The 25,635-nt window shown below is 67.6% G+C and carries 17 protein-coding genes; 14 read left to right on the forward strand and 3 right to left on the reverse strand.

Going from position 1 to position 25,635, the window contains the following annotated elements; genetic code table 11:
* The first annotated feature begins 38 nt into the window (after window positions 1-38).
* Window positions 39-1,094 (forward strand): EamA family transporter RarD, encoded by a 1,056-nt coding sequence (rarD, locus tag ACSQ12_RS16040; RefSeq protein ID WP_436066037.1) that lies wholly within the window; start codon window positions 39-41, stop codon window positions 1,092-1,094.
* A 25-nt stretch (window positions 1,095-1,119) separates the two neighbouring features.
* On the opposite strand, the gene ACSQ12_RS16045 is transcribed toward rarD, so the two are convergent.
* The 3 genes from ACSQ12_RS16045 to ACSQ12_RS16055 form a co-directional block, all read right to left on the reverse strand.
* A complete protein-coding gene (locus ACSQ12_RS16045; RefSeq protein ID WP_209742924.1) occupies window positions 1,120-1,989 on the reverse strand; it encodes a universal stress protein in 870 nt (289 codons plus the stop codon).
* 303 nt (window positions 1,990-2,292) lie between these two features.
* On the reverse strand, window positions 2,293-3,648 hold the full coding sequence (gabT, locus tag ACSQ12_RS16050) for a 4-aminobutyrate--2-oxoglutarate transaminase (RefSeq protein WP_209742922.1): 1,356 nt from the start codon (window positions 3,646-3,648) through the stop codon (window positions 2,293-2,295).
* 45 nt (window positions 3,649-3,693) lie between these two features.
* Entirely contained in the window at window positions 3,694-5,124 is a 1,431-nt protein-coding gene (locus ACSQ12_RS16055) for a gamma-aminobutyraldehyde dehydrogenase (protein WP_436066038.1), read from the reverse strand.
* Window positions 5,125-5,291: 167 nt separating this feature from the next.
* Between ACSQ12_RS16055 and ACSQ12_RS16060 the strand changes: the two genes are divergently transcribed.
* From ACSQ12_RS16060 to ACSQ12_RS16120, 13 genes are all read left to right on the forward strand, one after another.
* Window positions 5,292-6,734 carry a PucR family transcriptional regulator gene (locus ACSQ12_RS16060; RefSeq protein WP_436066039.1) on the forward strand — a complete coding sequence of 481 codons (1,443 nt, stop codon included), beginning with the start codon at window positions 5,292-5,294 and terminating at the stop codon, window positions 6,732-6,734.
* 134 nt (window positions 6,735-6,868) lie between these two features.
* Window positions 6,869-7,099 carry a hypothetical protein gene (locus ACSQ12_RS16065; RefSeq protein WP_011692927.1) on the forward strand — a complete coding sequence of 77 codons (231 nt, stop codon included), beginning with the start codon at window positions 6,869-6,871 and terminating at the stop codon, window positions 7,097-7,099.
* A 168-nt stretch (window positions 7,100-7,267) separates the two neighbouring features.
* Window positions 7,268-17,824 carry an amino acid adenylation domain-containing protein gene (locus ACSQ12_RS16070; protein ID WP_436066040.1) on the forward strand — a complete coding sequence of 3,519 codons (10,557 nt, stop codon included), beginning with the start codon at window positions 7,268-7,270 and terminating at the stop codon, window positions 17,822-17,824.
* 64 nt (window positions 17,825-17,888) lie between these two features.
* Entirely contained in the window at window positions 17,889-18,101 is a 213-nt protein-coding gene (locus tag ACSQ12_RS16075; protein WP_011692929.1) for an MbtH family protein, read from the forward strand.
* Window positions 18,098-19,072, forward strand: coding sequence for an ATP-binding cassette domain-containing protein (locus ACSQ12_RS16080; RefSeq protein WP_436066041.1), 975 nt, complete (start codon window positions 18,098-18,100; stop codon window positions 19,070-19,072). The genes ACSQ12_RS16075 and ACSQ12_RS16080 overlap by 4 nt, the downstream gene beginning before the upstream one ends.
* Complete coding sequence (locus ACSQ12_RS16085; RefSeq protein ID WP_436066042.1) at window positions 19,069-19,869, forward strand: ABC transporter permease; 801 nt, start codon at window positions 19,069-19,071, stop codon at window positions 19,867-19,869. Before ACSQ12_RS16080 ends, ACSQ12_RS16085 begins: the two co-directional genes overlap by 4 nt.
* On the forward strand, window positions 19,866-20,657 hold the full coding sequence (locus ACSQ12_RS16090; RefSeq protein ID WP_436066043.1) for a 4'-phosphopantetheinyl transferase family protein: 792 nt from the start codon (window positions 19,866-19,868) through the stop codon (window positions 20,655-20,657). Before ACSQ12_RS16085 ends, ACSQ12_RS16090 begins: the two co-directional genes overlap by 4 nt.
* A gap of 16 nt (window positions 20,658-20,673) precedes the next feature.
* Window positions 20,674-21,903 (forward strand): MFS transporter, encoded by a 1,230-nt coding sequence (locus ACSQ12_RS16095; RefSeq protein ID WP_436066044.1) that lies wholly within the window; start codon window positions 20,674-20,676, stop codon window positions 21,901-21,903.
* Window positions 21,900-22,580 carry a FadR/GntR family transcriptional regulator gene (locus ACSQ12_RS16100; RefSeq protein WP_209742905.1) on the forward strand — a complete coding sequence of 227 codons (681 nt, stop codon included), beginning with the start codon at window positions 21,900-21,902 and terminating at the stop codon, window positions 22,578-22,580. The genes ACSQ12_RS16095 and ACSQ12_RS16100 overlap by 4 nt, the downstream gene beginning before the upstream one ends.
* 123 nt (window positions 22,581-22,703) lie before the next feature.
* Window positions 22,704-23,879: an AI-2E family transporter gene (locus ACSQ12_RS16105; RefSeq protein WP_436066045.1), complete on the forward strand. Its 1,176-nt coding sequence runs from the start codon at window positions 22,704-22,706 to the stop codon at window positions 23,877-23,879.
* A gap of 53 nt (window positions 23,880-23,932) precedes the next feature.
* Window positions 23,933-24,223 (forward strand): hypothetical protein, encoded by a 291-nt coding sequence (locus ACSQ12_RS16110; protein WP_436066046.1) that lies wholly within the window; start codon window positions 23,933-23,935, stop codon window positions 24,221-24,223.
* Window positions 24,224-24,225: 2 nt separating this feature from the next.
* A complete protein-coding gene (locus tag ACSQ12_RS16115; protein ID WP_436066047.1) occupies window positions 24,226-25,053 on the forward strand; it encodes a DUF1206 domain-containing protein in 828 nt (275 codons plus the stop codon).
* Between the two features lie 42 nt (window positions 25,054-25,095).
* Window positions 25,096-25,554 (forward strand): SRPBCC family protein, encoded by a 459-nt coding sequence (locus ACSQ12_RS16120; RefSeq protein WP_436066048.1) that lies wholly within the window; start codon window positions 25,096-25,098, stop codon window positions 25,552-25,554.
* Window positions 25,555-25,635: the final 81 nt, after the last annotated feature.

The raw sequence follows: 25,635 nt of genomic DNA on the forward strand, positions 1-25,635 counted from the left end.
GGCGGAATACCGTCCATGGAGGTGGTGTTATTGATCGTGTGCCTACACCCGACGGAACCGCCTCAGCACCTGCCCTGACCACCACGGGTACGCCCGCTTCCGGCGGGCATTCCGCTGGGTCCGGCGGGCAGCCGCCCCGCCCCGGCGTCGTTCTCAAGGCGGTGGACAAGGACACGACGGCGGGTGTCATCTTCGGGATCGGCGCCTACGGACTCTGGGGGCTGCTCCCCCTGTACTTCTTCGTCCTGCAGCCCGCCGGTGCGGTGGAAATCGTGGCCAACCGGGTGGTGTGGTCGCTGGTGTTCTGCACACTGCTGATCACGGTCACCCGCTCATGGCGTGTTTTGGCAGCTGCTTTCCGCGACCGGACAGTCCTGGGCACGCTGTCCATCGCCGCGGCCCTCATCGCCGTGAACTGGCTGACGTACACCTACGGCGTGACCACCGGCCAGGCCGTGGAGGCGTCGCTGGGCTACTTCATCAACCCGCTCGTCTCCGTCCTGCTGGGCGTGTTCGTGCTGAAGGAAACGCTGCGTCCGCTCCAGTGGGCCGCCGTCGGGATCGGTTTTGTCGCCGTGGTGGTGTTGACGATTTCCTACGGAAAGCTCCCGTGGATCGCGCTGACGCTGGCCTTTAGCTTCGGGCTTTACGGGTTCGTGAAGAAACGGATCGGGCCGAAGGCGGACGCCGTCACCAGCCTGACGATGGAGACCGTGGTGCTGACTCCCCTGGCCGCCGCCACGATGATCTTCCTGGCAGTCAGCGGGACCAACACGCTCGGGACGCAGGGGCCCGTTCACTTCTGGCTGCTGGTCTCTTCCGGCGTGATCACAGCCGTGCCGCTGCTGTTCTTCGGAGCCTCCGCCCGCCGGCTGCCCATGACCACCATCGGGCTGCTGCAGTACTTCGCGCCGGTGCTGCAGTTCATCGTGGCCCTGGTGGTATTCAAGGAAACCATGACGCTGGACCGCTGGATCGGCTTTAGCGTGGTCTGGCTGGCGCTGCTGGTCCTGACGATGGACATGCTGGCGTTGACCCGCCGGAACTCAGTGGCCAAGAAGCGTGCCTTGGCCGGAGCGCGAACGGGCAGATAAGCCTCCGCAGAAGAGCGCGAACGGGTCAGGGCGCCATGGCGGTGTCCACCCGCTCGTACTCGCGCGGAATGACCACCATGGGCACCGGGAGCGCCCGGAGGACCTTGTTGGCCGTACTGCCGATGAACAGCTTGTTCCGTTCGGCCAGGCGGGAGGACCCCACGATCAGGATCTCCCCGTCATCCCAGTCGAGGTCGTCGATGCACTCCTCGATGGTGCGGCCGTGGGCCACCTCTACTGTGACCCTGTGTCCTTCGGGGAGCCTGCGCGAGGCTTCGGTGAGCACGGTGTTGGCGTGGATGTGAGCCGCGTTGACCACTTCTCCCGGGTCCCCTTCGGCGTCCAGCTCCACCAGGGAGACCATGCGCAGCGGAACGCCACGGCGCTCTGCGGATCCGATGGCGACGTCGATCGCGGCATCCGCCCCGGCCCGCTGTCCGACGGCGAGGGTCAGCCGCGATATTGCCTCCTTGCGGCGGTAACCGCGCGGAGCCAGCGCCACCGGCACCGGCGAGGCATGCAGGAGGGCGTTCGCCACGCTGCCCACGGTATGGCGTTTGAATAGCCCGTTGCTTGCCGCACCCACCACGATGAGCCCGGCTTCGATATCGACGGCGGCCTCGATCAGTCCCGCGGCGAACGACTCAGCATGGCGTACGTGGAACTCGACGGGCACGTCCTCCGGGACCAGGCCCAACCCTTCGCGCTGCGCGTCCTGCACAGCCTGCTCACGGGCGAGGTCGTGGCCGCTCGCCACCTCGTGCGCAACGTGCAGGCCCTTGTCCACCACATAGACGAGGTCGAGCTGGGCGCCCTGTGCCTTGGCCAATGCGGACGCCAGGGCAACTGCATCGGCGCCGCGCTCGTTTGGTGTGTAGCCAACTACGTATCGCATGGGTGAACCCCTTTTTGGGTCTGGGGCAGAATCCGGCCGCGCTCGGGGTTCCCGGGCGACGTCGGCCGGTCTGCGTTCCTGCAGTGGTACTGCTGACTCTAGCCCACACAGGCCGAAATCAGAGGTGACATTCGGCCCGAAAAAAACCCCGGACACCCGCACCGGCGGCACAAACAGAAGAGCCGCGGACGGTCGGTCCGCGGCTCTTCGGTTGGCGCCCGGGTGCCCGGATCAGGCACCCGGGTGGAGTCCCAGTGGTTGGGCCCTGGTGGGGTCCCGGGTCTTGGTGGGGCGTGGCCGTGGTTAGGCGTGGGCCTTGATGGCAGCGGCCAGCACCTCGAGGCCGTCCAGCAGCAGCTCATCGCCGATGACCAGCGGCGGCAGCAGCCGGATGACGTTGCCGTACGTGCCGCAAGTGAGGATGATGACGCCCTCCTTGAGGCAGGCGGCGGCAACGGCCTTGGTTAGTTCCGGGTTCGGTTCCTTGGAGCCGGCCTGCACGAGCTCGATGGCCAGCATGGCGCCGCGGCCGCGGATGTCGCCGATGACGGACACTTCACCCTGCAGTGCGCGGAGCCGGCCGGTGGCCAGTTCTTCAATGTGCTTGGCGCGGGCGTTGAGGTCGTACTCCTCCATGGAGCCGATGGACGCCAGTGCGGCGGCGCAGGCAACGGGGTTGCCGCCGTAGGTGCCGCCGAGGCCGCCCGGGTGGACGGCGTCGAGCAGGTCGGCGCGGCCGGTGATCGCGGACAGCGGCATGCCGCCGGCGATGCCCTTGGCCATGGTGATGATGTCCGGAACAACACCCTCGTGGTTGACGGCGAACCATTCGCCGGTGCGGCAGAAGCCGGACTGGACCTCGTCCGCGATGAAGACGATGCCCTTCTCCTTGGCCCAGGCGGCCAGTGCCGGAAGGAAGCCGTCGGCCGGGACGATGAAGCCGCCCTCGCCCTGGATCGGCTCGATGATGATCGCGGCAACCTGCTCGCCGCCGATCTGCTTCTCGATCGCGGTGATGGCGCGCTTGGCGGCCTCGGGACCGGTGATCGCCGGGTTTTCCTCGCGGAACGGGTAGCTCATGGGCATGCGGTAGACCTCGGGCGCGAACGGGCCGAAGTTGGTCTTGTACGGCATGGCCTTGGCGGTGAGTGCCATGGTCAGGTTGGTGCGGCCGTGGTAGGCGTGGTCAAAGGCGACGACTGCGTCGCGGCCGGTGGCCAGGCGGGCCACCTTGACGGCGTTTTCCACCGCTTCGGCGCCGGAGTTGAACAGCACCGTGCGCTTTTCGTGGTCGCCCGGGGTGAGCCGGTTTAGCTGTTCGGCGACGGCTACGTAGCCTTCGTACGGGGTGACCATGAAGCAGGTGTGGGTGAAGTGCTCCACCGCTTCCTTCACGGCGCCGACGACGGCGGGATCGGACGCACCGACGCTCGTCACGGCGATGCCGGAGCCGAGGTCGATAAAGGAGTTGCCGTCGACGTCGTGGATGATCCCGCCGTCGGCGTCGGAAACAAAGACGGGGACGCTGGAGGCGACGCCGGCAGCCACGACGGCCTTGCGGCGCTCGGTCAGCGCGACGGACTTGGGGCCCGGGAAGTCCGCCTGGACGCGGCGCTTCTGCTCGAGACGGTAAGTGATGTCATGGGCGGTTGCAGTCATGGGAATGCCTTTCTGGAAAGTCGTGGGGAGAGTTAGGCGGCTTGGTTATGCATCGAGTGCGCTCATCACGTGCTTGATGCGCGTGTAGTCCTCGACGCCGTACATGGAGAGGTCCTTGCCGTAGCCGGACTGTTTGAAGCCGCCGTGCGGCATTTCCGCGGTCAGCAGGATGTGGGTGTTGATCCACACCGCGCCGAAGTCCAGGTCGCGGCTGACGCGCATGGCCGTGCCGTGGTCCGTGGTCCAGACGCTGGAGGCCAGGGCGTAGTCGACGTCGTTGGCCAGCTCCACGGCTTCCGCCTCGGTGCTGAACTTCTGGACGGTAATGACGGGCCCGAAGGTTTCTTTCTGGACGACGTCATCGGTCTGCTTGGCCCCGGTGATGATGGTGGGTTCGAAGAAGAAGCCCTTCTCCCCCGCGCGGTGGCCGCCGGTGACAATCTTGCAGTTCTCCGGCAGGTGCTCCACCACAGACGTCACGGCGTTGAAGTGGTTCACGTTGTTCAGCGGGCCGAAGTAGTTGTCTTCGTCGTTCTGCGAGCCGGTGTGCAGGGTCTTGGTGTGTTCCACCATGGCTGCCACGACGTCGTCGTGGACTGAGTCCTCGACCAGCACCCGGGTGATGGCCGTGCAGTCCTGGCCCGCGTTGAAGAAGGCGAACTCGGCGATGGCCGCTGCACTCTTCTTGATGTCGGCATCCTTGAAGACGATGGCCGGGGCTTTGCCGCCGAGCTCCAGGTGCGCCCGCTTGAGGCCCTTGGCCGCTCCCGAAGCCACTGCGATGCCCGCACGGACGGATCCGGTGATGGAAACGAGGCCGGGGACCTTGTGCTCCACCATCATGGCGCCGGTTTCGCCGGTGCCGAGGACGACGTTCAGGACGCCTGCCGGGAAGATCTCGCCGGCCAGGCGGGCCAGGACCAGGGTGGATTCCGGCGTGGTGTCCGAGGGCTTGAGCACCACGGTGTTGCCGGCAGCTAGCGCGGGGCCGATCTTCCAGATGGCCATCAGGAACGGATAGTTCCAGGGGGCAACCTGGGCCACGACGCCGATGGGTTCGCGGCGCACGTAGGAGGTGTGGCCTTCGAAGTACTCGCCGGCGGACTTGCCCTCCATGATGCGGGCGGCGCCGGCGAAGAAGCGGAGCTGGTCTGCCCCGGCGGCGACTTCCTCGGAGGCGATGAGGCTGCGGACCTGGCCGGTGTTGCGGTGCTGGGCTTCAACGAGTTCGTCGCTGTTGGCCTCGACGGCGTCGGCAAGCTTGAGGAGCATCAGCTGGCGCTGGCCCGGCGTGACGTGCTTCCAGGACTTGAACGCCTCGCTGGCTGCCGTCATGGCGGCGTCGACGTCGGCCTGCACCGAGATGGGCGACTTCGCCACCACCTCACCGTTGGCGGGGTTCACGATGTCCAGCAGTCCGGTGCCGGCGGGCGTGACGAACTCGCCGTTGATGAAGTTCTGCAAGGTTTGGACCACGGTGTTCAACCTCTTTCATGCGGGTTTCTGGAACCGGTTCTGCAACCGGCGCAGTATTGCGACTGCTCATGAGCCTATGCCAGGGCAGGTAGGCAGGGAATAGCCACCTGCACACCATCCCCGGAATCCTTTAGTGCGGTTGCCCAGCACGCGGCTATCCTGATTCCATGGCAATTTCCCTCGCCGCCCTGCTGGGCGTCCAGTCGCTCCAGCTCGTGAAATCAGGCCTCGCCGAGACCACGTGGCACCAGGACATCCAGTGGGTTGCCGTCACGGAGCAGGAGGACCCGCAGCGTTTCCTCAACGGCGGCGAGCTGGTGCTCACCACGGGCATGCGGCTGAAGTCCGCCCCGGAGCAGCGCCGCTTCGTGCGGCAGGTGCAGCGGGCGGGCGCGGTGGGGATCGGCTTCGGGGTCGGGCTGACGCACGAGGCCGTTCCGCCGGCACTGATCGCCGAGGCCAACCGCTGGGGCCTTCCCGTCGTGGAGGTCCCCTACGAGACGCCCTTCATCGCGATCACCAAGCTGGTGGCGGACGCCCAGTCGGCGGACCACTACGCCAAGCTGGAACGGCTCATTGCGGGCCATCAGATCCTGGCCCGCGCCCTGCTCACCGGCGGCGGCCTGACCGAGCTCCTCAAGAACCTGGGCTCCATGCTGCGCACGGACATTGTGCTGACCCAGTTCACCGCGCAGCTCTACAACAGCGTGCCTGGCAACCCCGCGCCCACGGCGGACACGTGGGCGTCCTATCCCATCCCCACCGGCCGGCGCGACGCGTGCACCCTTTGGGTCCGGCAGCCTTTCGAGGACACCGGCATCGTGGGGTACGCGCAGAACCTGATCAGCGTGGAACTGAACAACATGGTCAAGCAACGGCAGGCGCAGCGGGCACTCTCAGGGCAGGTCCTGGAGGACGTGATCCACGGGACGTTGGAGGCCAGCGAAGCGTCCCGGCGGCTCGCCGGCATCGGCGTCAACAGCACCCGGAAGAACGTTGTCCTGCTGGCCGAGTCCGCAGCCCACCCCAAGCAGCTGGTGAGTTCCTCGATGCCCCGGCCGCTCGAGCACGGGGTGACTGCCGTCGTCGGGAAGGACCTGGTGGTTGTTGTCACGGACGACGGCAGCGGCGCCAGCGCGCTCGCCAGGAGCCTCAGCGACCATCTTGCCGAGGCGGGCATCCATGCCACGATCGGCATCGGCGGCGCCTACACCAAACCCAACGGGCTGCGCTGGAGCTACTTCGAGGCCCGGGATGCGGCGAGCCACGGCCTGCCCGTCAACGAGCCCGAACGGCTCAGCCTGACGTCGCTGCTCCTGGCCAGCGAAGATGTGCCGCTGGCGGACATGGCGAACGAGTCCCTCAACCCGCTTCGGAACTTCGACGCCCTGCACGGAGCCGAGCTGATGACCACGCTGGAGAGCTACCTGAACAACAACGGTTCGGTGGCCGCCGTGGCCGAAGCGCTGACGCTGCACCGCAACACTGTCCGGTACCGGCTGGCCCAGATCACCGAACTGACCGGCTACGACCCCGCCCAGACCCAGGACCGGGTGCAGCTCTGGCTGGCCCTCGCGGTCCAGCGGCTGAACCATCGCCAGCAGCGGTAGGAAGCGCCGGTCCCGCCGCAGCGGAACGTTGTGACGGGCGGCACGCCCCCATCCGGGGGCCGTTCAGATCCGAATTGCTTCATGGCGCCTTTTGGCGCGTGGAAACTGGACAGCTATCTAACTGGAGATGACACGTGAACAAGAACCTCAGGACTTCAACCCGGATCGCCGCAGGATCGGCCCTTGCCATTGCGGCCTTCACCTTCGCTGCCATGCCGGCCCAGGCCGCGCTGATCGACGGCCCTCTCGTCGAGGGCACCCTCATCAACGGCCCGCTGGTTGACGGTCCGCTCGTGGAGACCGGCGAGACGAGTCCCTTCCAGTTCGGCCAGACCGGCCCGTTCCAATTCGGGCAGTTCCAGTAGCCTTCCCCTGACGCGGGGGTAGGGCGGCCCGACTGCCGACCTGCCCCCGGCCATCCTTACCCCGTTCCACCACCCCTCCTGAAAATCCCCCTGCCTGTGCTCACAGCCGGGGTCCTATCGGCGTGCCCTGATTCGGTCGCGCGGCCCCTCGAGACACCGAGAAGGAACATGAACCCGAACTCCTTGAATGCCCGGTCATCCGCTGCTGAAGGAAGGCTGGACCTGACTGCGGCGCAGCGCGGCATCTGGTACGCGCAGAAACTGGCGCCGCAGAATCCGATGTACCAGATCGGCCAGTTCGTCGAAATCGACGGGCCGTTGGAGGCGGATGTCCTGGCCAGGGCGGTAGCGTGCGCGGTCAGTGAAACCGACGCCCTCAACGTGGCATTCGGCGAGGACTCTTCCGGCCCCTTCCAGTATCCGCGCTCCAACCGTTCCGGCCTGGTGGTCACCGATTTGAGCGGGACGAACGACGGCGGCAACCGGTCCAGCGGCAACCTCGGCGAGAGCGCCGCCCGGGAACTTATGGACTCTGACCTTGCCATGCCGAGGGACGTTGCGGCCGACGAACTGCTGCACACGGAGCTCATCACACTCTCGGAGACCAAGCACTTCTTCTACCAGCGTGTCCACCACCTGCTGCTGGACGGATACTCCGCGGTGCTGGTCCTCAAGCGGGTGGCAGAGCTGTACAACAGCCTCCTCGGCCGGGACAGCGAGGCTACCGCCCCCGCCATCTTCGGGTCGTTGTCTGAGCTGGTGGACACAGAGAGCGGGTATGCCGGCTCCCCCGATGCCGACGGCGACCGCAGCTACTGGGAAGAGCAGTTGCGTGGCGCTGCCGCCCCGGCGGGCCTGGCCGGCCAGCCCCAAGGAACCGCGCGCTCGCTGATTCGCGCCGTCAGGGCCCTCCCCCGGGAAACCGCTGCGGCGGTGGAGGCTGCCGCTGCCTCGGCACCGGCACTGGTACTCACCGCAGCCTCGCTCTACGTGCACCGCATCACCGGCGAGCGCGATGTGTCCCTGGCACTGCCGGTGACCGCACGGCGCGGCAAGCTGGCGAAATCGACGCCGTCCATGCTGTCCAACATCGTTCCGATCCGGATGGGCATCGCGCCCGGCGCCAGCGTCGGAGAAACCATCACCGCCATGGGCGCCAAACTGCGCGGGGCACTCATCCACCAGCGATTCCGCTACGAGAACCTTGCGGCACAGTCCGGCTATGTTGGCCCGTCGGTGAACATTCTTCCGGCATTGGATGCCATTTCCTTTGGCCCCGCCCGCGGAACCATGAACATCCTCTCCACCGGCCCCATCGACGACCTCTCCATCATCGTTCACGGCCTCGGCCAGGGAGGCGGAGTGACGGTACAGTTCGAGGCCAATGCCGAGCTCTACACTGCGCCGCAGCTGGAACAGCACCTCGACCGCTTCGTTCGGATACTCGGGGCCGTGGCCACCCTGCCCCACGCGACCATGGCGTCGATGCCGGTCACCACCGCCGAGGAGGAGCGCTTGCTCCTCGCGGCCGGCGACGCCGGGGACGCCGCCCTCCCAGGCCATACGATCGTGGAAGAGTTCCAGCTCAACGCCCGGAACTCCGGAGACCGGACCGCCGTCGTGGCTCCCGACGGCGAGCTGACCTTCGCTGAGCTGGAGCGTCGCTCCAACCAGCTGGCCAGGTTCCTGAAAGGGCACGGGGCCGGCCCCGGCAAAACCGTGGCCGTGCGGCTGGACCGCAGCGTGCTCCTTCCGGTCGCGCTCCTTGCGGTCCTCAAATCCGGCGCGGCCTACCTCCCCCTGGACCCCGACTATCCCGCGGGACGTGTTGAGGGGATGCTGGAGGACGCATCGCCGGTCCGCCTGCTGACCTCGGCCGCCTTCACGGGAAGCGCCGCGAGCCATGAAGAGCTGGAGACCAGCGTTCCGGTCACCGTCCTGGACTCGGCCCTGATGGTGTCCTGCCTCGACGGCAAAGACCCGTCAGCGCCGGAGCCCTCGGCCGGGCAGCACGACCTTGCCTACGTCATCTTCACTTCGGGCTCCACCGGGCGGCCAAAGGGCGTCGGCGTGGGACATCTTGCGCTCCTGAACCTTTACACCTCCCACCGGGACAACATCTTTGCGCCGGCGGAGCAGCGGCTAGGCCGGAAACTGAAGGTTTCGCACACCGCCGGTTTGTCCTTCGACGCCTCGTGGGACCCCATCCTGTGGCTCATCGCCGGCCATGAACTCCATGTGGTGGACAACCTCACCCGCCGCGACCCGGAGGACCTCAGCCGGTACCTGTCGGCCACCGGCATCGACTCGATCGAAACCACCCCGTCCTTCGCCAAGGTGCTGCTTTCCGGCGGCCTCTTCGACCAGGGGACCCACCCGACGGTGGTGGCCCTTGGCGGCGAAGCCGTGGACGCGTCGCTGTGGAGCACGCTGGCGGAAAAGAACGGCGTGGTGGCCTACAACTTCTACGGCCCCACCGAGACCACCGTGGACTCGCTCACCGCGGTCATGGAACCCGGCACCGAACCCACTTTGGGTGATTCTGTGGCCAACAGCCGCCACTACATCCTTGACTCGGGCCTGAACCCGGTGCCCGTGAACGCCATCGGCGAGCTGTATGTGGCAGGCATCAACCTGGCACGCGGCTACGTTGACCAGCCGGGCCTGAGCGCCGAACGCTTCGTGGCTGACCCCTTCGTGCCGGACGGCTCCCGGATGTACCGCACCGGCGACGTCGTCCGGCGGCTCCCTGACGGAACCCTTGAGTTTAGGGGCCGCATGGATGCGCAGGTGAAGATCCGGGGATTCCGGATCGAGCTCGCCGAAATCGAGGAAGCCCTGCGCGACCTGGCCGGCGTTGATCAGGCTGCGGTCACTGTGTCCAAGAACCGGGCGGGCTACGACCAGCTGCTGGGCTTCGTCACGCCGGCCGGCGGCCTGGAGGATGAACTGGACATGGCGGAACTCCGGCGCCAGGTCCGCAGGCAGCTTCCCGATTACATGGTGCCCGCCTCCATCGTGCGGATCACTGCCATACCGCTGACCCCCAACGGCAAACTGGACACCCGCGCCCTGCCGGCCCCGACCCGGGAAACAGCCGTCAGCTCGCCCCGCAACGAACGTGAACGGCTCGTGGCGGACGCCTTCAAGGAAGTTCTGGGACTCGACGCCGTCGGGCTGGATGACGACTTCTTTGAACTCGGCGGCCACTCCTTGCTGGCCACCAGGCTCGTGGCCCACCTGCGTGATACCGCAGGCGTGGCGCCGGCGCTGCGCACGGTGTTTGAGCATCCCACGGTCACTTCACTGGCGGAGACGCTGGAACTGGCAGCAGCCAACGCCCACCCGCTCACGCCAACGGAACGTCCCGCAGCAATGCCGCTGTCCTTTGCCCAGCGCCGGCTGTGGTTCCTGAACCGCTTCGATCCCGAGTCCGGCGCCTACAACATCCCGGTTGTCCTCGACCTGAAGGGCCGGCTGGAGGTCTCCGCGCTCCACCGGGCAATCAACGATGTTGCGGCCCAGCATGAAACCCTCCGAACGCTCTTCCCCCTTGCCGACGGCGAACCCGTCCAGCAGATCCTTCCCGCCGGCGAGCGGCCAGTGGACCTGCTGGGTGTCCAGTGCACCGCCGGGGCACTCGCCGACGCCGTGGCGGCCGAAACCCGCCGTGGCTTCGACCTGGCCCGGGAGCTGCCCATCCGGGCGGTCCTCTTCCAGCTGGCCCCGGACCATCACGTGCTGGCCATTACGCTCCACCACATCGCCGCGGATGGCTGGTCTTTGGCGCCATTGGCGCGAAGCCTCTCCGTGGCCTACAACGGCCACGTGTCCGGTCACGGCGCCCTGCTCCCGCCGCTCCCGCCGCTCCCGGTCCAGTATGCCGACTACACGCTCTGGCAGCGCGACGAACTTGGCAGCGAAGAAGACCCGGACAGCCCCATCTCCCGGCAGCTGGAATTCTGGGCCAGGGAGCTCAAAGGCGCACCGGAGGAACTCCGGCTTCCCTTCGACTTCGCCCGCGGCGCGCAGCCCGCGGGCGAACCGGCTTCGTCGGTTCCGCTAGCGCTGTCAGCCGAAACAGCAAACCGGCTCAACCAGCTGGCCCGGGAACACAATGCCAGCCTGTTCATGGTGCTGCAGGCAGCGCTGGCAGCACTCCTCACCAAGGCAGGCGCCGGCGAGGACATTCCCCTGGGCACCCCCGTTGCCGGACGGACGGACACACAGCTCAACGAACTCGTGGGCTTCTTCGTGAACACGCTGGTGCTGCGGACCACCACGTCCGGGAACCCCACGGCGGCGGAGCTGGTGGAAAGCGTCAGGTACACCAACCTGCACGCGTACGCCAACCAGGACGCACCGTTTGAACGCGTGGTGGAAGAACTCAACCCCGCCAGATCCCAGCACCGGCACCCGCTGTTCCAGGTGATGCTCACGCTGCAGAACAATGCGCCTGCGGGGTTGTCCATGGACGGCCTCGAGGCCAGCGCAGACGCCAGCCACGAGCCGGGCGGGGCGAAGTTCGACCTTCTGCTGGACCTTGCTGAGGAAGCGCACGACGGCGGCATCCGGGGTGCCCTCGCGTACAACCCGGCGCTGTTCGCCCGGGCCACTGCCGAACAGCTTGCGGCCGGTTTCCGGGCGGTTGCGGAGCAGTTCGCCGCTAATCCCGGCATCACCTTGGACCGATTGCAGGTCCAGTCACCCGGCCAGCTAGCACGCGTGATGGAGCAGAGCCGCGGCGTCCAGGCAGCCTCCCCGTGGAATACGGTCCTGGACGCCTTCCAGGACACCCTTGGACGGACACCGGACGCGCCGGCCCTCACGGACGGCTGCGGACCGGCTGCCACGTTCAGCCAGCTGCACTCACGGGTGAAGTCACTGGCCAAGGGCCTGGTGGCGTCCGGCGTGGAGCCCGGAGACCGGGTGGCGGTGGCCCTGCCGCGATCGTCCGACGTCGTTGCTGCCGCCCTGGCCGTACTGGCCGCCGGCGCCGTGTACCTCCCCGTCGATCTCTCCTATCCGGCTGCACGGATCCGCATCATCCTCGAAGACGGCGGCCCCGCCGTCGTCATTGCTGCTGCCGGGGACCACGCCGCTGAGTTTCACGGCAAAGGCGCGGAAGGTCCCCGGATTCTCGACGTCGACGCCCTCCTGCAGGCCGGCGCGGGAGTCCCGGATGCCACGCTGGCCGGGCGGTACCCCGACGCCGATGATCTCGCCTACGTGCTCTACACCTCCGGTTCCACCGGCCGGCCCAAGGGGGTTGCCGTGGCGCACAGCGCCCTTGCCAACCTCTTCGGCCACCACCACCGGACCCTCTTTGCCCCGCGGTTGGCGGCGTCCGGTGCAGAACCGGTGGCGGTGGCCCACATCGCCGGGCTCGGCTTCGACGCCGCGTGGGATCCGATGCTCTGGATGATCGCCGGCGCCGAGCTGCATGTGGTGGGCGACGACATCCGCAGCGATGCCGAAGCCCTCGCCGGGTACTGCGTTTCCCACGGAATCGACGTACTGGAAACCACTCCCTCCTACGCAGCCCAGCTGCTGCAATGCGGCCTGCTGGATGCGCCGCGGGCACACCCCCTGCTTCTTGCCCTGGGCGGTGAAGCGGTCAGCCCGGAGCTGTGGCAGCAGCTGGCCTCCACAGCGGGCGTGGAGGCGTACAACTTCTACGGCCCCACCGAATTCACGGTGGACTCCGTGACGGCCCGCATCACCGGGGCAACACCCACTATCGGCCGCGGCATCGGCAACACCGACGCCTACGTGCTGGACCAGTTCCTGGCCCCGGTTCCGGCCGGCGTGCCAGGCGAGCTGTACCTCGCCGGGCCCGGCGAGGCTCGCGGCTACGATCAGCGCCCCGGCGAGACCGCCGCACGATTCGTGGCCAACCCCTTCGCTGCCGACGGCAGCCGGATGTACCGCACCGGCGACCTGGTCCGGAGAGCCGCGGACGGGTCGCTGGAATTCCTCTCCCGTACCGACGATCAGGTCAAAGTCCGAGGCTTCAGGATCGAACTGGGCGAAATCGAGGCAGCCGTGGCGTCCCACCCGGACGTGTCCCGGGCCGTGGCCGTGGCCGACGGTGATCCCGCCCATCGCGTGGTTGCCTATTACACGGGTGCGGCCAGCCCGGCGGAATTGCGCGGCGTGGCCGGTGAAAAACTGCCGGACTACATGGTGCCCGCCGTGTTCATGAACGTGCCCGCCGTCCCGCTCACGGCCCATGGCAAACTGGACCGGAAGGCGCTGCCTGCGCCGGCGTCGGACACGGGTACCGGACAGGGGGCCGCACCGGCGACGGCGGACGAGCACACCATGTGCGGAATCTTTGGCGAAGTGCTGGGTGCCGACAACGTGACGATGGGCGACGACTTCTTCGTGCTCGGCGGGCACTCCTTGCTGGCCATCACCATCATGGGCCGGATCCGTGAGGCCTTCGGCACTGAACTGCCGCTGCGGACCCTCTTCGACCGGCCCACCCCCGGGGGCCTGCTGGCGGCCATCGGCCAGCGGAACGGCATGGCGGAGGGCCCGGTCACGACGCGTCCGGTCACGGCTACTGACGGCGTCCCGCCCGCTTTCCACGAAGGAGACTCGCAACCCCTGGCGGAGTGGCTGGACAGCGAGGCCGCGGTCCGGCCTGAGCGGCTGGAACTTTCCTTTGCCCAGCAGCGCATGTGGTTCCTCAACCAGCTGGATCCGGGATCCTCCGACTACAACATTTCCCTCGCCGTGCGCCTGGGCGGGGAGCTGGACGAACGGGCCCTGGCTGCTGCTGTCAGCATGCTGTTCAGCCGGCACGAGATATTGCGGACCCTCTACCCCGCCACGGATGGCGTGCCGGAGCAGCAGATCCTTGAACCGGATACCGATCCGCGGGCCGTTGGGCTGCTTGAAATCACCGACTCGGATTCCGAGGCCGGGGTCACGGCCCTGCTGCGACAGGACGCCGAACGCGGCTTCGACGTCCGGTCCGAGCTTCCGCTGCGGGCGCGGCTTATCCGGACCGGATCCGCCGGCGCCGGCGGGGCCGGAACAGGCGAATGGGTCCTCCACCTGGTGATGCACCATATTGCAAGCGATGGCGCGTCCTTGGCCCCGCTGGTCCGGGACCTGTCGGTTGCCTACCAGTCCGCCCTTGCCGGACATTCCGGTCCGCCGCTGGCTCCACTGCCGCTGCAGTACGCGGACTTCAGCGCCTGGCAGCGGCAGCAGCTGGACCGAGGAGCTGCCGCCGGCCCGGACGCCAGTTTCGGAGCATCCGCCATGGCACCCAAGGTGGAGCACTGGCGGCGCACGCTGGCCGGCATTCCGGCGGAACTTATGCTCCCGGCGGACCGCCGGCGTCCCCGCGAAGCGCGCCAGCCCGGAGGCCAGCTGTCATTCCGGCTGCAACCCGCGGCCGTGGACGGGCTCAACAGCCTGGCGGCGTCGGTCAATGCGAGCCAGTTTATGGCCCTGCACGCCGGCCTGGCCGCCTTCCTGCACCGCACGGGCTGCGGTGACGATCTGGTCATTGGTTCCCCCACGGCGGGGCGGACAGATCCGGCGCTGAACGATCTGGTGGGCTTCTTCGTCAACACCCTGCCGCTGCGCGTCGGTGCGGACGGGGACCCGAGCCTGCGGAGCATGGTCTCGCGCTCCCGGGAAAGCATCCTGGCTGCGTTCGACAACGACGTACCCTTCGAGCGGCTCGTTGAGGCCGTCAATCCGGACCGCGAACTGGGCCGCCATCCGCTGTTCCAGACAATGCTCACCGTGGACAGCGAGGCGCCGGCGGTTCCGCAGCTGCCCGGCGTCGTGGTCACGCCCGTGCCGGAGACGGCCTCGGGCGAGGCCAAGTTCGATCTCTCCTTCACCTTCAGGCCGGACGCCGGAGACGGCCTGGCCGGCACCCTCGATTACAACGCGGCCATGTTCGACGAGGCGACGGTCCGGCGAATGGTGCACAGCTTCGGCCGGTTCATCGGGCTCGCCGCCGCGTCCCCCGACACGCCCTTGTCGCTGCTGCCCCTGCTTGAGGACCATGAGGCCCGCGCCCTGATGACGTCCACCGCCAATCCCGCCGTCACCGCCGGCAAGCAGGCGGAAGGCATCTTGTCCGCCCTGGCACAGACGGTGGCTGCAACGCCCGCCGCCACCGCGGTGTCTGCGGACGGGAAGACCCTGACGTTTGCGGAGCTGGCCGCCTCCGCTTCACGGATCGCCGCTGCCCTGACGGCCGGGGGCGTCGGCAGCGGGGATGTGGTTTCCGTGATGCTCCCCCGCTCCCCGGGCACTGTTGAAAGCATGTTCGGCGTCATGGCCGCGGGCGCCGCCTACAACCCCATCGACACGGAATATCCGGACGACCGCGTGGCCGCCATCTTCGAGGACGCGGCTCCCCCGGTGATCGTCACCACCAGGGCCCTGGCAGGGCGGGTCCGGCAGATCATTGCATCACTCCCCGGGGCCGGTCCGCGGCTGGTCCTGCTGGAGGAGCTCGCAGGCGCCCCGCAGGCGGCCAAGGGACCCGACAACGAACCGTCAGCAGCCGTGTTTGCCCGGCCCGGCCCCCGCGACCTGGCATACGTGATGTTCACGTCAGGCTCCACGGGCCGGCCAAAGGGTGTCGAAATCAGCCATGGCGCCCTCGCGTCGCTTCTTGCATCGCACCGGCACACGTTGCTGGCAGACACCGGTGGCCCGCGGCGCGTGGCCCACACCACCGGGGTGGGCTTCGACGCATCCTGGGATCCGATCCTCTGGATGGTGGACGGCCACGAGCTGCACCTGATCGACGACGCAACGCGCCGGGATTCCGAGCGGCTCGCCGCCTACTTCGCCGAGCATGGAATCTCAGTCTGGGAGAGCACCCCCGGCTACCTGCGCCAGCTGCTCGGCGAGCCCGCTTTCACCGCGCTCCTGGACGCGCGCGCTGCCGCTGCGGATCCGTTCCGCCTCGCCCTGGGCGGAGAGGCGTTCGACGCCGGGCTGTGGGGCACCGTTTCCGCCCACCCGGGCCTTGAGGCGTGGAATCTCTACGGCCCCACCGAGGCCACGGTGGACACGGTGCTTGCAAGGGTGGGAGACACATCCGCGCCTGTGCTCGGACAGCCTACGGCGGCCACCCGGCTGTACGTCCTCGACGCCAGGTTGCAGCATGTCACGGCCGGCGCGGCGGGCGAACTGTACGTCGCCGGCCCCCAGCTGGCCCGAGGCTACAGGGGCAGGCCGGACCTGACATCCGAACGATTCGTGGCCGACCCCTTCGCCGGCCGCGGCGAACGCATGTACCGCACCGGCGACGTGGTGTACCGGCATGCCGACGGCAGGCTGGTGTTTGCCGGACGCAACGACGACCAGCTGAAGATCCGCGGCTTCCGGGTGGAGCCGGGTGAAGTGGAGCGGGCGGTGCGCAGCACCGAAGGCGTCCGGGAGGCGGTGGTTCGCGCAGCGGTCAACGACGCCGGCACCCGCCTCGTCGCGTACGTCGTCCCCGCGAACAGTCCGGCCATGGCCGATGCTGAGCTCTCCGACGTCGTCAGAACGCACGTTCGCGGGCTCCTGCCCGATTACATGGTGCCGTCCGCCGTCGTCGTCCTCGACAAAATCCCGCTGACCCAGCACGGCAAGGTGGACGCGTCCGCGCTGCCGGACCCGGGCCGGACCGAACGCAGCGGAGGAAAGGCGCCGCGGAATCCGAAGGAAAAAACGGTGGCGCGGATCTTCGCCGAGCTGCTGTCCCTGGACCGCGCCGGAGTGGACGAGTCGTTCTTCGAACTGGGCGGGCATTCCTTCCTGGCCCAGCCGCTGATCGCCAGGATCAACGCCGCGCTGGGGACCTCGCTCCAGGTGCAGTCGCTGTTCCGTTCCCCGACTGTTGAGGGCCTTCTCCGTGAAGCCGCGCAAGGCGGGGAGGAGAGCACGGCGGACAGCCTGAAGCAGCTGTTGCCGCTGCGCACCGCCGGCTCCAAGCCGCCGCTCTTCGCCGTGCACCCTGCTTCGGGCATTGGCTGGGGATATGCCTCCATGCTGGGCCGGCTGGATCCGGAACGGCCCCTCATCGGGCTGCAGATGCCGGGAATGGAGCCCGGCCGGACCCATCGTGTGGGTGCATCCACCCTGACGGAACTCGCGGACGACTACATTGCCCGGCTGAGGTCAGTCCAGCCCGAAGGCCCGTACCACCTGATGGGCTGGTCCTTCGGCGGACATTTGGTCCACCGGGTGGCCACCAGGCTTCAGGCGCTGGGTCACGAGGTGGCCTTCCTCGCCATCCTCGATGCCTTCCCTGGCAACCAGGAACATAATGCGGACGTCGGGACCGGACCTGCCCTGTGGGCAAGCTACCTCGCGGCGCAGGGCTTCGAGCTGACGCCGGACGAGGCCGCAAACCTCGACGGAGTGCGCGCACTGGAGATACTCCGGGAGAACCACAATCCGCTGGGAAGCGTTCCGCTGGATTCGGCGCATGCAATGGTGGAGAACTTCCCGGACCTCGCCCGCCTGATCCGCGGCCAGGAACCGGAGGTGTTCCACGGCGACCTGCTGTTCTTCCGGGCCACGCGGGACGTCCCGGAGGGGACTCCGGGGACCGATGCCTGGCAGCCCTTCATCACCGGGGCGGTCACCGATGTGGCCGTGGAAGAGCGCCACTCGCAGATGCTAAGTGACGCGGCTCTCAGTGTGATTGTGCCCGAAATAGCAATCCGGCTGGACGTCTCCACCGAATAACCAGTGATGCCTCCGATCCACGAGAGAGGCCTTCCGAACGCCAGAACCGACCAGAAAGTTCAACGTGACGAACCCATTCGATGATAAATCCGCCATGTTCTCAGTGCTCGTCAACGAGTACCAGCAGCACTCCCTCTGGCCGACGTTCGCGACCGTACCGCAGGGGTGGGTCACCATGTTCGGGCCTGACAGCCGCGAAGCATGCCTGGACTACGTTTCCCGGAGCTGGACCGACATGGCTCCGCGAAAAGTCGCCGAGCTCGCCGCGTCGCATTGATCCGCGTCGAGAACGTCAGCAAGAGCTTCGGTAGCTTCAAGGCACTGGACGGCCTCACCCTGACGGCAGGCGAAGGGACTGTCCTGGGGCTGCTCGGACCCAACGGCTCCGGCAAGACAACCACGGTCAAAGTCCTCACCACCCTGCTGGCGCCGGACGCCGGGGACGCGCGTGTGGCAGGCCATTCGGTGCTGACCCATCCTGACCTGGTTCGCCGGAACCTGGGCCTGTCCGGCCAGTACGCGGCCGTTGATGAAAAGCTCACAGCTTACGAAAACCTGCACATGGTGGGGCGCCTCTACGGCATGAACCGCCGTAATGCCTCGGCCAGGGCCCACGAGCTGCTCGCCAGTTTCAGGCTCACCGACGTGGCCGGAAAGCGCTCCGGAACGTTCTCCGGCGGCATGCGGCGGCGCCTGGACCTCGCCGGTGCAATCGTGGCCAGGCCCAAGGTGGTGGTGCTTGATGAGCCCACCACCGGGCTGGACCCGCGCGGCAGGCTCGATACCTGGGACGTCGTGTCCAGCCTCGTGGCGGACGGCACCACCGTCCTGCTGACCACCCAGTACCTGGAGGAAGCGGACCGGCTTGCCGACCACATTGCCGTCATCAACCACGGCCGCGTCATCGCGGAGGGAACGGCGACGGAACTGAAGCAGGGCGCCGGCGCGGAACGCATCGACGTCGTCATGCGCCATGCCGCGGACCTGCCCGCGGCCGTCGCGGTAATGGCCCGCGCCGCCGGTCCGGAAGCCGGTCCGGACCTTGATCCGCAGAACCGCTCCGTTTCCGTGGCTGCTCCCGGCGGCCACCGCTTGCTGGTCCAGGTCCTTTCCGAACTCGATGCAGCATCGCTCGTGGTCGAGGAAGCGTCGTTGCGCCGCCCCAGCTTGGACGACGTGTTCCTGCAGCTGACCGGCCAGCACTCAACCCCGAACGCTTCACCCGGGAAGTTGGAGGTTTCCGCATGAGCGCAATCACCGCCGCGGCACGGGACAGTTCCGTCATTGCCCGCCGCAATCTCATCAACGTCTTGCGTACCCCCGGCGCGCTGGTCACAGGCATCGTGCAGCCCGTCATGTTCGTCCTCCTGCTGGGCTTTGTGTTCGGCGGTGCCCTGGGCGGGGACCAGTACCGCAGCTTCCTGATCGGCGGCATCCTGGCGCAGACGCTCACCTTCAATGCATCCTTCACGGCCGTCTACCTCGCCAAGGACCTGCAACTGGGACTGATCGACCGGTTCCGGTCCCTTCCAATGTCCCGGGTGGCGGTGATCCTGGGGCGCACCACCTCGGACCTATCCACCAGTGTCCTGTCGGTGGTGGTCACCCTGCTCTGCGGACTGGCGATCGGCTGGCGGATCACCACCGGCCAGGGGCCCGCCCTGGCGGCACTGGCCATCCTGCTGCTTTTCGCTTTCGCTGTGTCCTGGATCGGGGCAGTCATTGCCCTCACCGCGAGGAGCGTGGAGGTAGCCCAAAGCCTGGGCCTGGTGTGGCTCTTCCCCGTCACATTCGTCTCCGGCGCCTTCGTGTCCGTCACGTCTCTGCCCGGCCCGCTGCGGTTGATCGCAGAGTGGAATCCCGTGACGGCCGTAGCCACGGCCGCCCGTGAACTCTTCGGCAACACGGCACCGGCCGGATTCGGCGTGGCCACCGGGTGGCCGGCTGAGAACGCCGTGCTCTACTCGGTCCTCTGCAGCCTGGCCATCATCGGGGTCTTTGCGCCGCTGGCCATCGGGCAGTACCGCCGCATCAGCAAGCGGTGACTGATCAGGACACGGTGAACGCGCACGACGGCGGGACTGCCGACAGCGTCGCCTTCCTCGCCGTTGCATCGGCTGAGGCCGCCTCCGCCTGTGGCCCCTTCGGGGGTCTCCAGGCGTTCCTTAGTCCAGGCGAAATAGCCGCGTCCCAGCGTTTCCGGCGGACGGAAGACCAGACGGATTACCAAGCGTCTCATGCGCTATTCCGCCTGCTGGCGGCCTGGTCGCTGGGTTTGAGCCCCCGGGAAGCCGCCGCTCTCCCTATAGCCCGGCGCTGCGGCGGCTGCGGCGGGACGGAGCACGGCAAGCCGTCAGTCCCGGGCGTTTGCCTCAGCCTCTCACGCAGCCATGGCGCCGTGATGGTGGCGGCCGGTCCTGAGGGGAGCATTCTGGGAGCCGACATCGAACGCTTGCCGGAACAGGTCTTCGACGGTTTCGATGACTTCACTGCTGCGCCGTCCGAACGGGCGCTGCTGCGCTCGGCCAGCGTGACGGACCGGATGCTGCTATGGGTGGCGAAGGAAGCCGTCCTCAAAGCCGCGGGTGTCGGCCTGGCCGTGGAGCCGTCATCCGTGGCGCTGACATTCAACGGCGGGACCCACGGCTCCCGCCGAACCGGTTTGCGGACAGCAGTCTGCCCCGGGCAGCCTGAGATCCACGGCCTGGAGGTCCGGCCCGTGACCACTCCGCCGGGCTATGTTGCTGCCGTGTCGTCGGGGGCACGCTTGCCGGCGCACCGTTTGAGCCTGCCGGAGATGTTTGCCACATCTTTGCAGACATCAAACGTCTAACGTCTAATGTTTAAGCATGGCAACCACCACGACGGCACCCCCCGGAACTAACACCTCACCCGCCGCAACGGCCGGCGCAGCCCGGCCGCGCGCCGTCGTCGTCCTCGGAATCATTGCCGTGGTGCTGATCGGACTCAACCTCCGCGCCGGCATCACCGGAGCCGCCGCCCTCCTGCACGACCTCCAGGAAGTCCTGGGCTACGGGGCGTTCGTCGCCGCCGTCATCCCGTCCGTGCCAACCCTGTGTTTCGCGGTGGCCGGCGCGGCCACGTCCTGGCTGACGCGCCGGATGGGCGTGGAGAAGGCGATCCTGCTCGCGCTGGGAATGCTGGCCGCCGGACTCCTGCTGCGCGGCATCACGTCCACGGGCATGCTCCTGGCCGGGACGGTGGTGGGGATGTCCGGGCTCGCCGTCTGCAACGTGGCCATGCCGTCGTTCATCAGGGAGCACTACGCGCACCGCACATCCCTCATGACTGCTCTCTACACGGTCACCATGACCACGGGCGCCACGGTCACCGCCGTACTGGTGGTTCCGGTGGCGCAGCTCCTGGGCTCGGCCTCGGCTGGTCTGGGCGCCATCGGCCTGCTGTCCGTCGCAGCCTTCCTGGGCTTCCTGCCGGTGGCACTCCACGCACACCGGAATGCCACCCCGGACCGGGGCACCAATATTTCCCCGTGGCCGCTCCTGCGGACCCGCAAGGGCGCCCTGCTCACCGCGATTTTCACGCTCCAGGCACTCCTCGCCTACGCCGTGCTCAGCTGGTTCCCGTACATGCTCACCACCACCGGACTGACGGCTAGCGACAGCGGGCTGATGTTCGGACTGATGCAGCTGGTCTCCGTCCCGGCCGGCATGGTGCTGATCGCCATCGGGTCCCGGCCTCGGATGCTGCGCCCGGCCTTCTACCTCGCCAGCGTCACCATGCTCTTCGGCGTGGCCGCCCTGATGCTGCTGCCTGCCACGCTCGCCGCCGTCCCGGCAGTGCTGCTGGGGTTCGGCTTGGGCATCTTCCCGCTGGTCATGGTGATGATCAGCCGCAGCGGGCGCACGACGGCGGAAACCACCGCCATGTCCACGCTGGCACAGTCGGTGGGCTACCTGCTCGCCACGGCCGGCCCGTTCGGCATGGGCCTGCTGCACAGTGCCACGGGCGGCTGGACGGTACCCTTGGTGTTGCTGCTCGCCATCGCCCTGGCCCAGATCGTGGTGGGGCACCTACTGACGGCAAGGACCCGGCCATGACCCTCACAGCTTCGCACCGGCCCGTACTGGCCGACGAAATCACGGACAAGCTCCGCGGGATGATCCACTCCGGTGAATGGCAGCTGCAGCAGAAGATCCCCGCCGAACCCGAGCTGATGGCCCGGCTGGGCGTCTCGCGGGGCACCCTCCGCGAGGCCATCAAGGCACTGGCCCACGGCGGAATGCTGGAAGTCCGCCGCGGCGACGGCACCTATGTCCGGGCAACCAGCGAGATCTCCGGCGCGGCGCAGCGCATGTACAAGGACCACACCCAGGAACACATCCTCGAGGTCCGCATCGGCCTGGACACGCAGGCGGCGCGGCTGGCAGCCCGCAACGCCAAACCGGAACATATTGCCGCTATGACGGCGCTGCTCACGGACCGCCGCGACGCCTGGAACTCCGAGGACTACGCCGCTTGGGCCCGCGCCGACTGGGATTTCCACGTGCTGGTGGCGCAGGCCTCCGGGAATCCGCTGCTGCACGAGCTGTACGTCAGTTTCGGCGGCGTGTTCCACGCGGACCTGCTTCGCCAACAGCGCCGCAGCGGCTTCAACGGGCTCCCTGACGAAGGGCACGGCGAGCTGGTGGAAGCCATCGAAGCGCACGATGAAGCCGCGGCCGTGGACAGCGTCAACCGGAACCTGAACTCCTGCGCGGAGTGGCTCGGAGTGTAGGGACTGCGGCCGATCAGCGGGAGGCCCGGTAAATCAGTAGGCTTAGTTGCTTGGGGAGCCCCGATACTGGCCTCGGCCGGCCTGGGCGCCCCGTTCTTGCACGCTGACGAATTGGAGTACCCCTTGGCCAGATCAGTCGACATCACTGTGGACGGTAAACGCCCGGACCCTTGGGCGGACGGCCTGGGCAGGGTGGGCGTTCGCTCGGCCCAGATCCTGCTGGTCCTCACCGTGGTGGTGGTCTCCGTCTTCGCGCTGCTGCAGATCCGGCTGCTGGTCATTCCGGTGCTGATCGCCCTCATCCTGGCGGCCGCCATCGCACCGTTCGTCAACCTCCTGAAGCGCCGGGGCCTGCCCGGCTCAGCGGCAACGGCGGTTGCTTTCGTGGCCCTGCTTGCCGTGCTGGCCGGCGTCACCACAGTCATTGTGGCCTCCATCCGCAGCCAGTGGGGCGAACTGGTAAGCCAGGCATCGTCCGGCCTGGACGAGCTGCAGTCCTTCCTGCTCAACGGCCCCCTTCCCGTGGACGGCGAGCAGATCGAACAGGCCCGCGCAGCCATCGTGGACTTCGCCGCCAGCAGCCAGGTCCGCTCCGGAGCCATCACCGGACTGTCCGTCATCACCGAGTTCCTTGCCGGGGCAAGCCTGATGGTGGTCATCCTTTTCTTCTTCCTCAAGGACGGGACAGGTATCTGGAATTTCTTCCTGCGGCCCTACACCGGCGCCCGCGAGGCCAAGCTGCGCCGCTCGGGTGCACGCACCATTCAGGTCCTGGGCGACTACGTGCGCGGGACGGCCATCGTCGCACTGGTGGACACCCTGGCAATCGGCACTGCGCTGCTGATCCTGCAGGTTCCGCTGGCCATCCCGCTGGCCATCATCGTCTTCATCGGCGCCTTCGTCCCGATCGTGGGCGCCACCGTGGCGGGTATCCTCGCCGCCCTGGTGGCGCTGGTAGCCAATGGTCCCGTCGTCGCGCTGGTTGTGGTGATCGTGGTCATCGCCGTCAACCAGCTCGAGGGCAACCTGCTTCAACCCGTGGTGATGGGCAAGTCCCTGCAGTTGCATGCCCTGGTGATCCTGCTGGCCTTGACTGCGGGAACCATCCTCGCCGGCATCATCGGCGCCGTACTCTCCGTTCCGCTGGCCGCCGTGGTCTGGGCGATCATCCAGGTTTGGACTACTGACGGCAAGGAACAAGGGCCTGCGAACTCCGCGGACGCCAAGGAACCCACCGCTCCGGCTGACGCGGGAAGCTCCGGGAGCCTGGAAACCGAAGTGTCGGCACCGGGACGATAGTAAGCACGCTTAGCAATATCTTGGTAGGGTGGATGATGCGTAAAATCAGCGATATGAACGGATCCGGAACGCTTTTCGGTTGGGCATTTGGTGATCTCTCACGGTCCGCAGATGAGGCGTATCTGGACGAACTGCGCCGCGACGCCCTCGCCAACGCCACCCAGGATGCCGCCTCCCGCGGCTTCGGCGTCGAGGAGGGCACCGAAACCTACACGGTGATCAACCCGGGCGAAACCTTGGCGGATGTCCACACGGCACCGGAGCAGCTCATAGTCCGCTGCACCGTGAAACTAACCGGCCCGGGCGCCGACCAGGTCCACGCCGAAGGGCCCATGAACGGCTAGCGATGGCAGATGAAGACACGGCCATCGGCGAAGCCGCCGATGCGGCCGAAGCGGTGTCGAACACCAAGGCGCTGGACGTCGTCGCGCGTTCCGGTTTTGCCGTCATGGCCGTGCTTCACATCGTGATCGGTGCCATCGCCATCGCATTGGCACTCGGCAAGCCCGGGCAGGCCGAGCCGACGGGAGCCATCGAGCAGCTCGCCGCGAATCCGTGGGGTCCCGCTGTGATGTGGGCGGGGCTGATCGGCTGTGCGGGCCTGGCGCTATGGCAGCTCAGCGAAGCCACCCTCCGGGCCCGACACCTCCCGCCAGGCCAGCGGCTCGGCAAGCTGATCTCATCCGGTTTCCTCGCTGTGGCCTACGGCAGCGTGGGGCTCACCTTTGCTGGGTTCGCGGTTGGAATGCGCGGCGACTCGGGCGATTCCGCGAGGGATTTCAGCACGGCCGTGGTGCGCGGACCCCTGGGGGTTCCGGCACTCATCGCGCTGGGGCTGACCGTGATCGGCGTCGGAATCTATTTCATCGTCAAGGGCGTCCGGAAGCAGTTCAAAGAGGAACTGCACCATTTCGAAGGCTCCCGGCGCGGACGCATGATCAGCGCGCTGGGCGTTGCCGGGCATGTCGCCAAAGGCGTCGCCCTGATCCTGGCGGGACTGCTGTTCGTGGTGGCAGCCGCCACCAACCGCCCCGGCGAATCAACCGGGCTGGACGGCAGCCTCAAGGCACTGCGGGACCACCCCGCGGGGCCGTATCTCCTGACTGCCATCGCGGCCGGCCTCATCAGCTACGGGTTGTTCGCCCTGGTCCGGGCCAGATTTGGCCGCATGTAGGCTGGCACAACCGAGCACGGAGCACAGAAAGCGAGCACACAAATGGCTACTGTTTCCAAGAGTTTCCTCACACCTCCGGCCGACGTCTGGAACGTCATCGCCGACGGCTGGCTCTACTCGGGCTGGGTGGTGGGCGCGTCAAGGATCAGGGATGTGGACGCATTGTGGCCCGCTGCCGACGCGGTGTTGCACCACTCGGTGGGAGCGTGGCCGCTGCTGATCAACGACAAAACCACAGTGACGGCGTCGGATCCGGGCAAGTCCATCGAGCTGATTGCACGGGGCTGGCCCCTGGGAGAGGCCAAGGTGGTGATCACGCTGGAGCCTGACGCGACCGGGTGCAAGGTGACCATGGCCGAGGACGCCGTCAAAGGGCCCGGCCTCTTGATCCCGAAGTTCATCCGCGACCCGCTGATCTCGGTCCGGAACACTGAAACGCTGAACCGGCTGGAGCTCATGGCCTCGGGTGGCGCAGGGAGCTCGGGCGGCGCGGGGGCTTAAGCCAAAGCGCGAACTGGCAGCTAATGACGTCAACCGCGTGGTGTGCGGTCATTAGCTGCCGGTTCGCGCTAAAGGGTTTCG

The organism is Arthrobacter sp. LjRoot14, assembly GCF_964253905.1.
Lineage (GTDB): Bacteria > Actinomycetota > Actinomycetes > Actinomycetales > Micrococcaceae > Arthrobacter.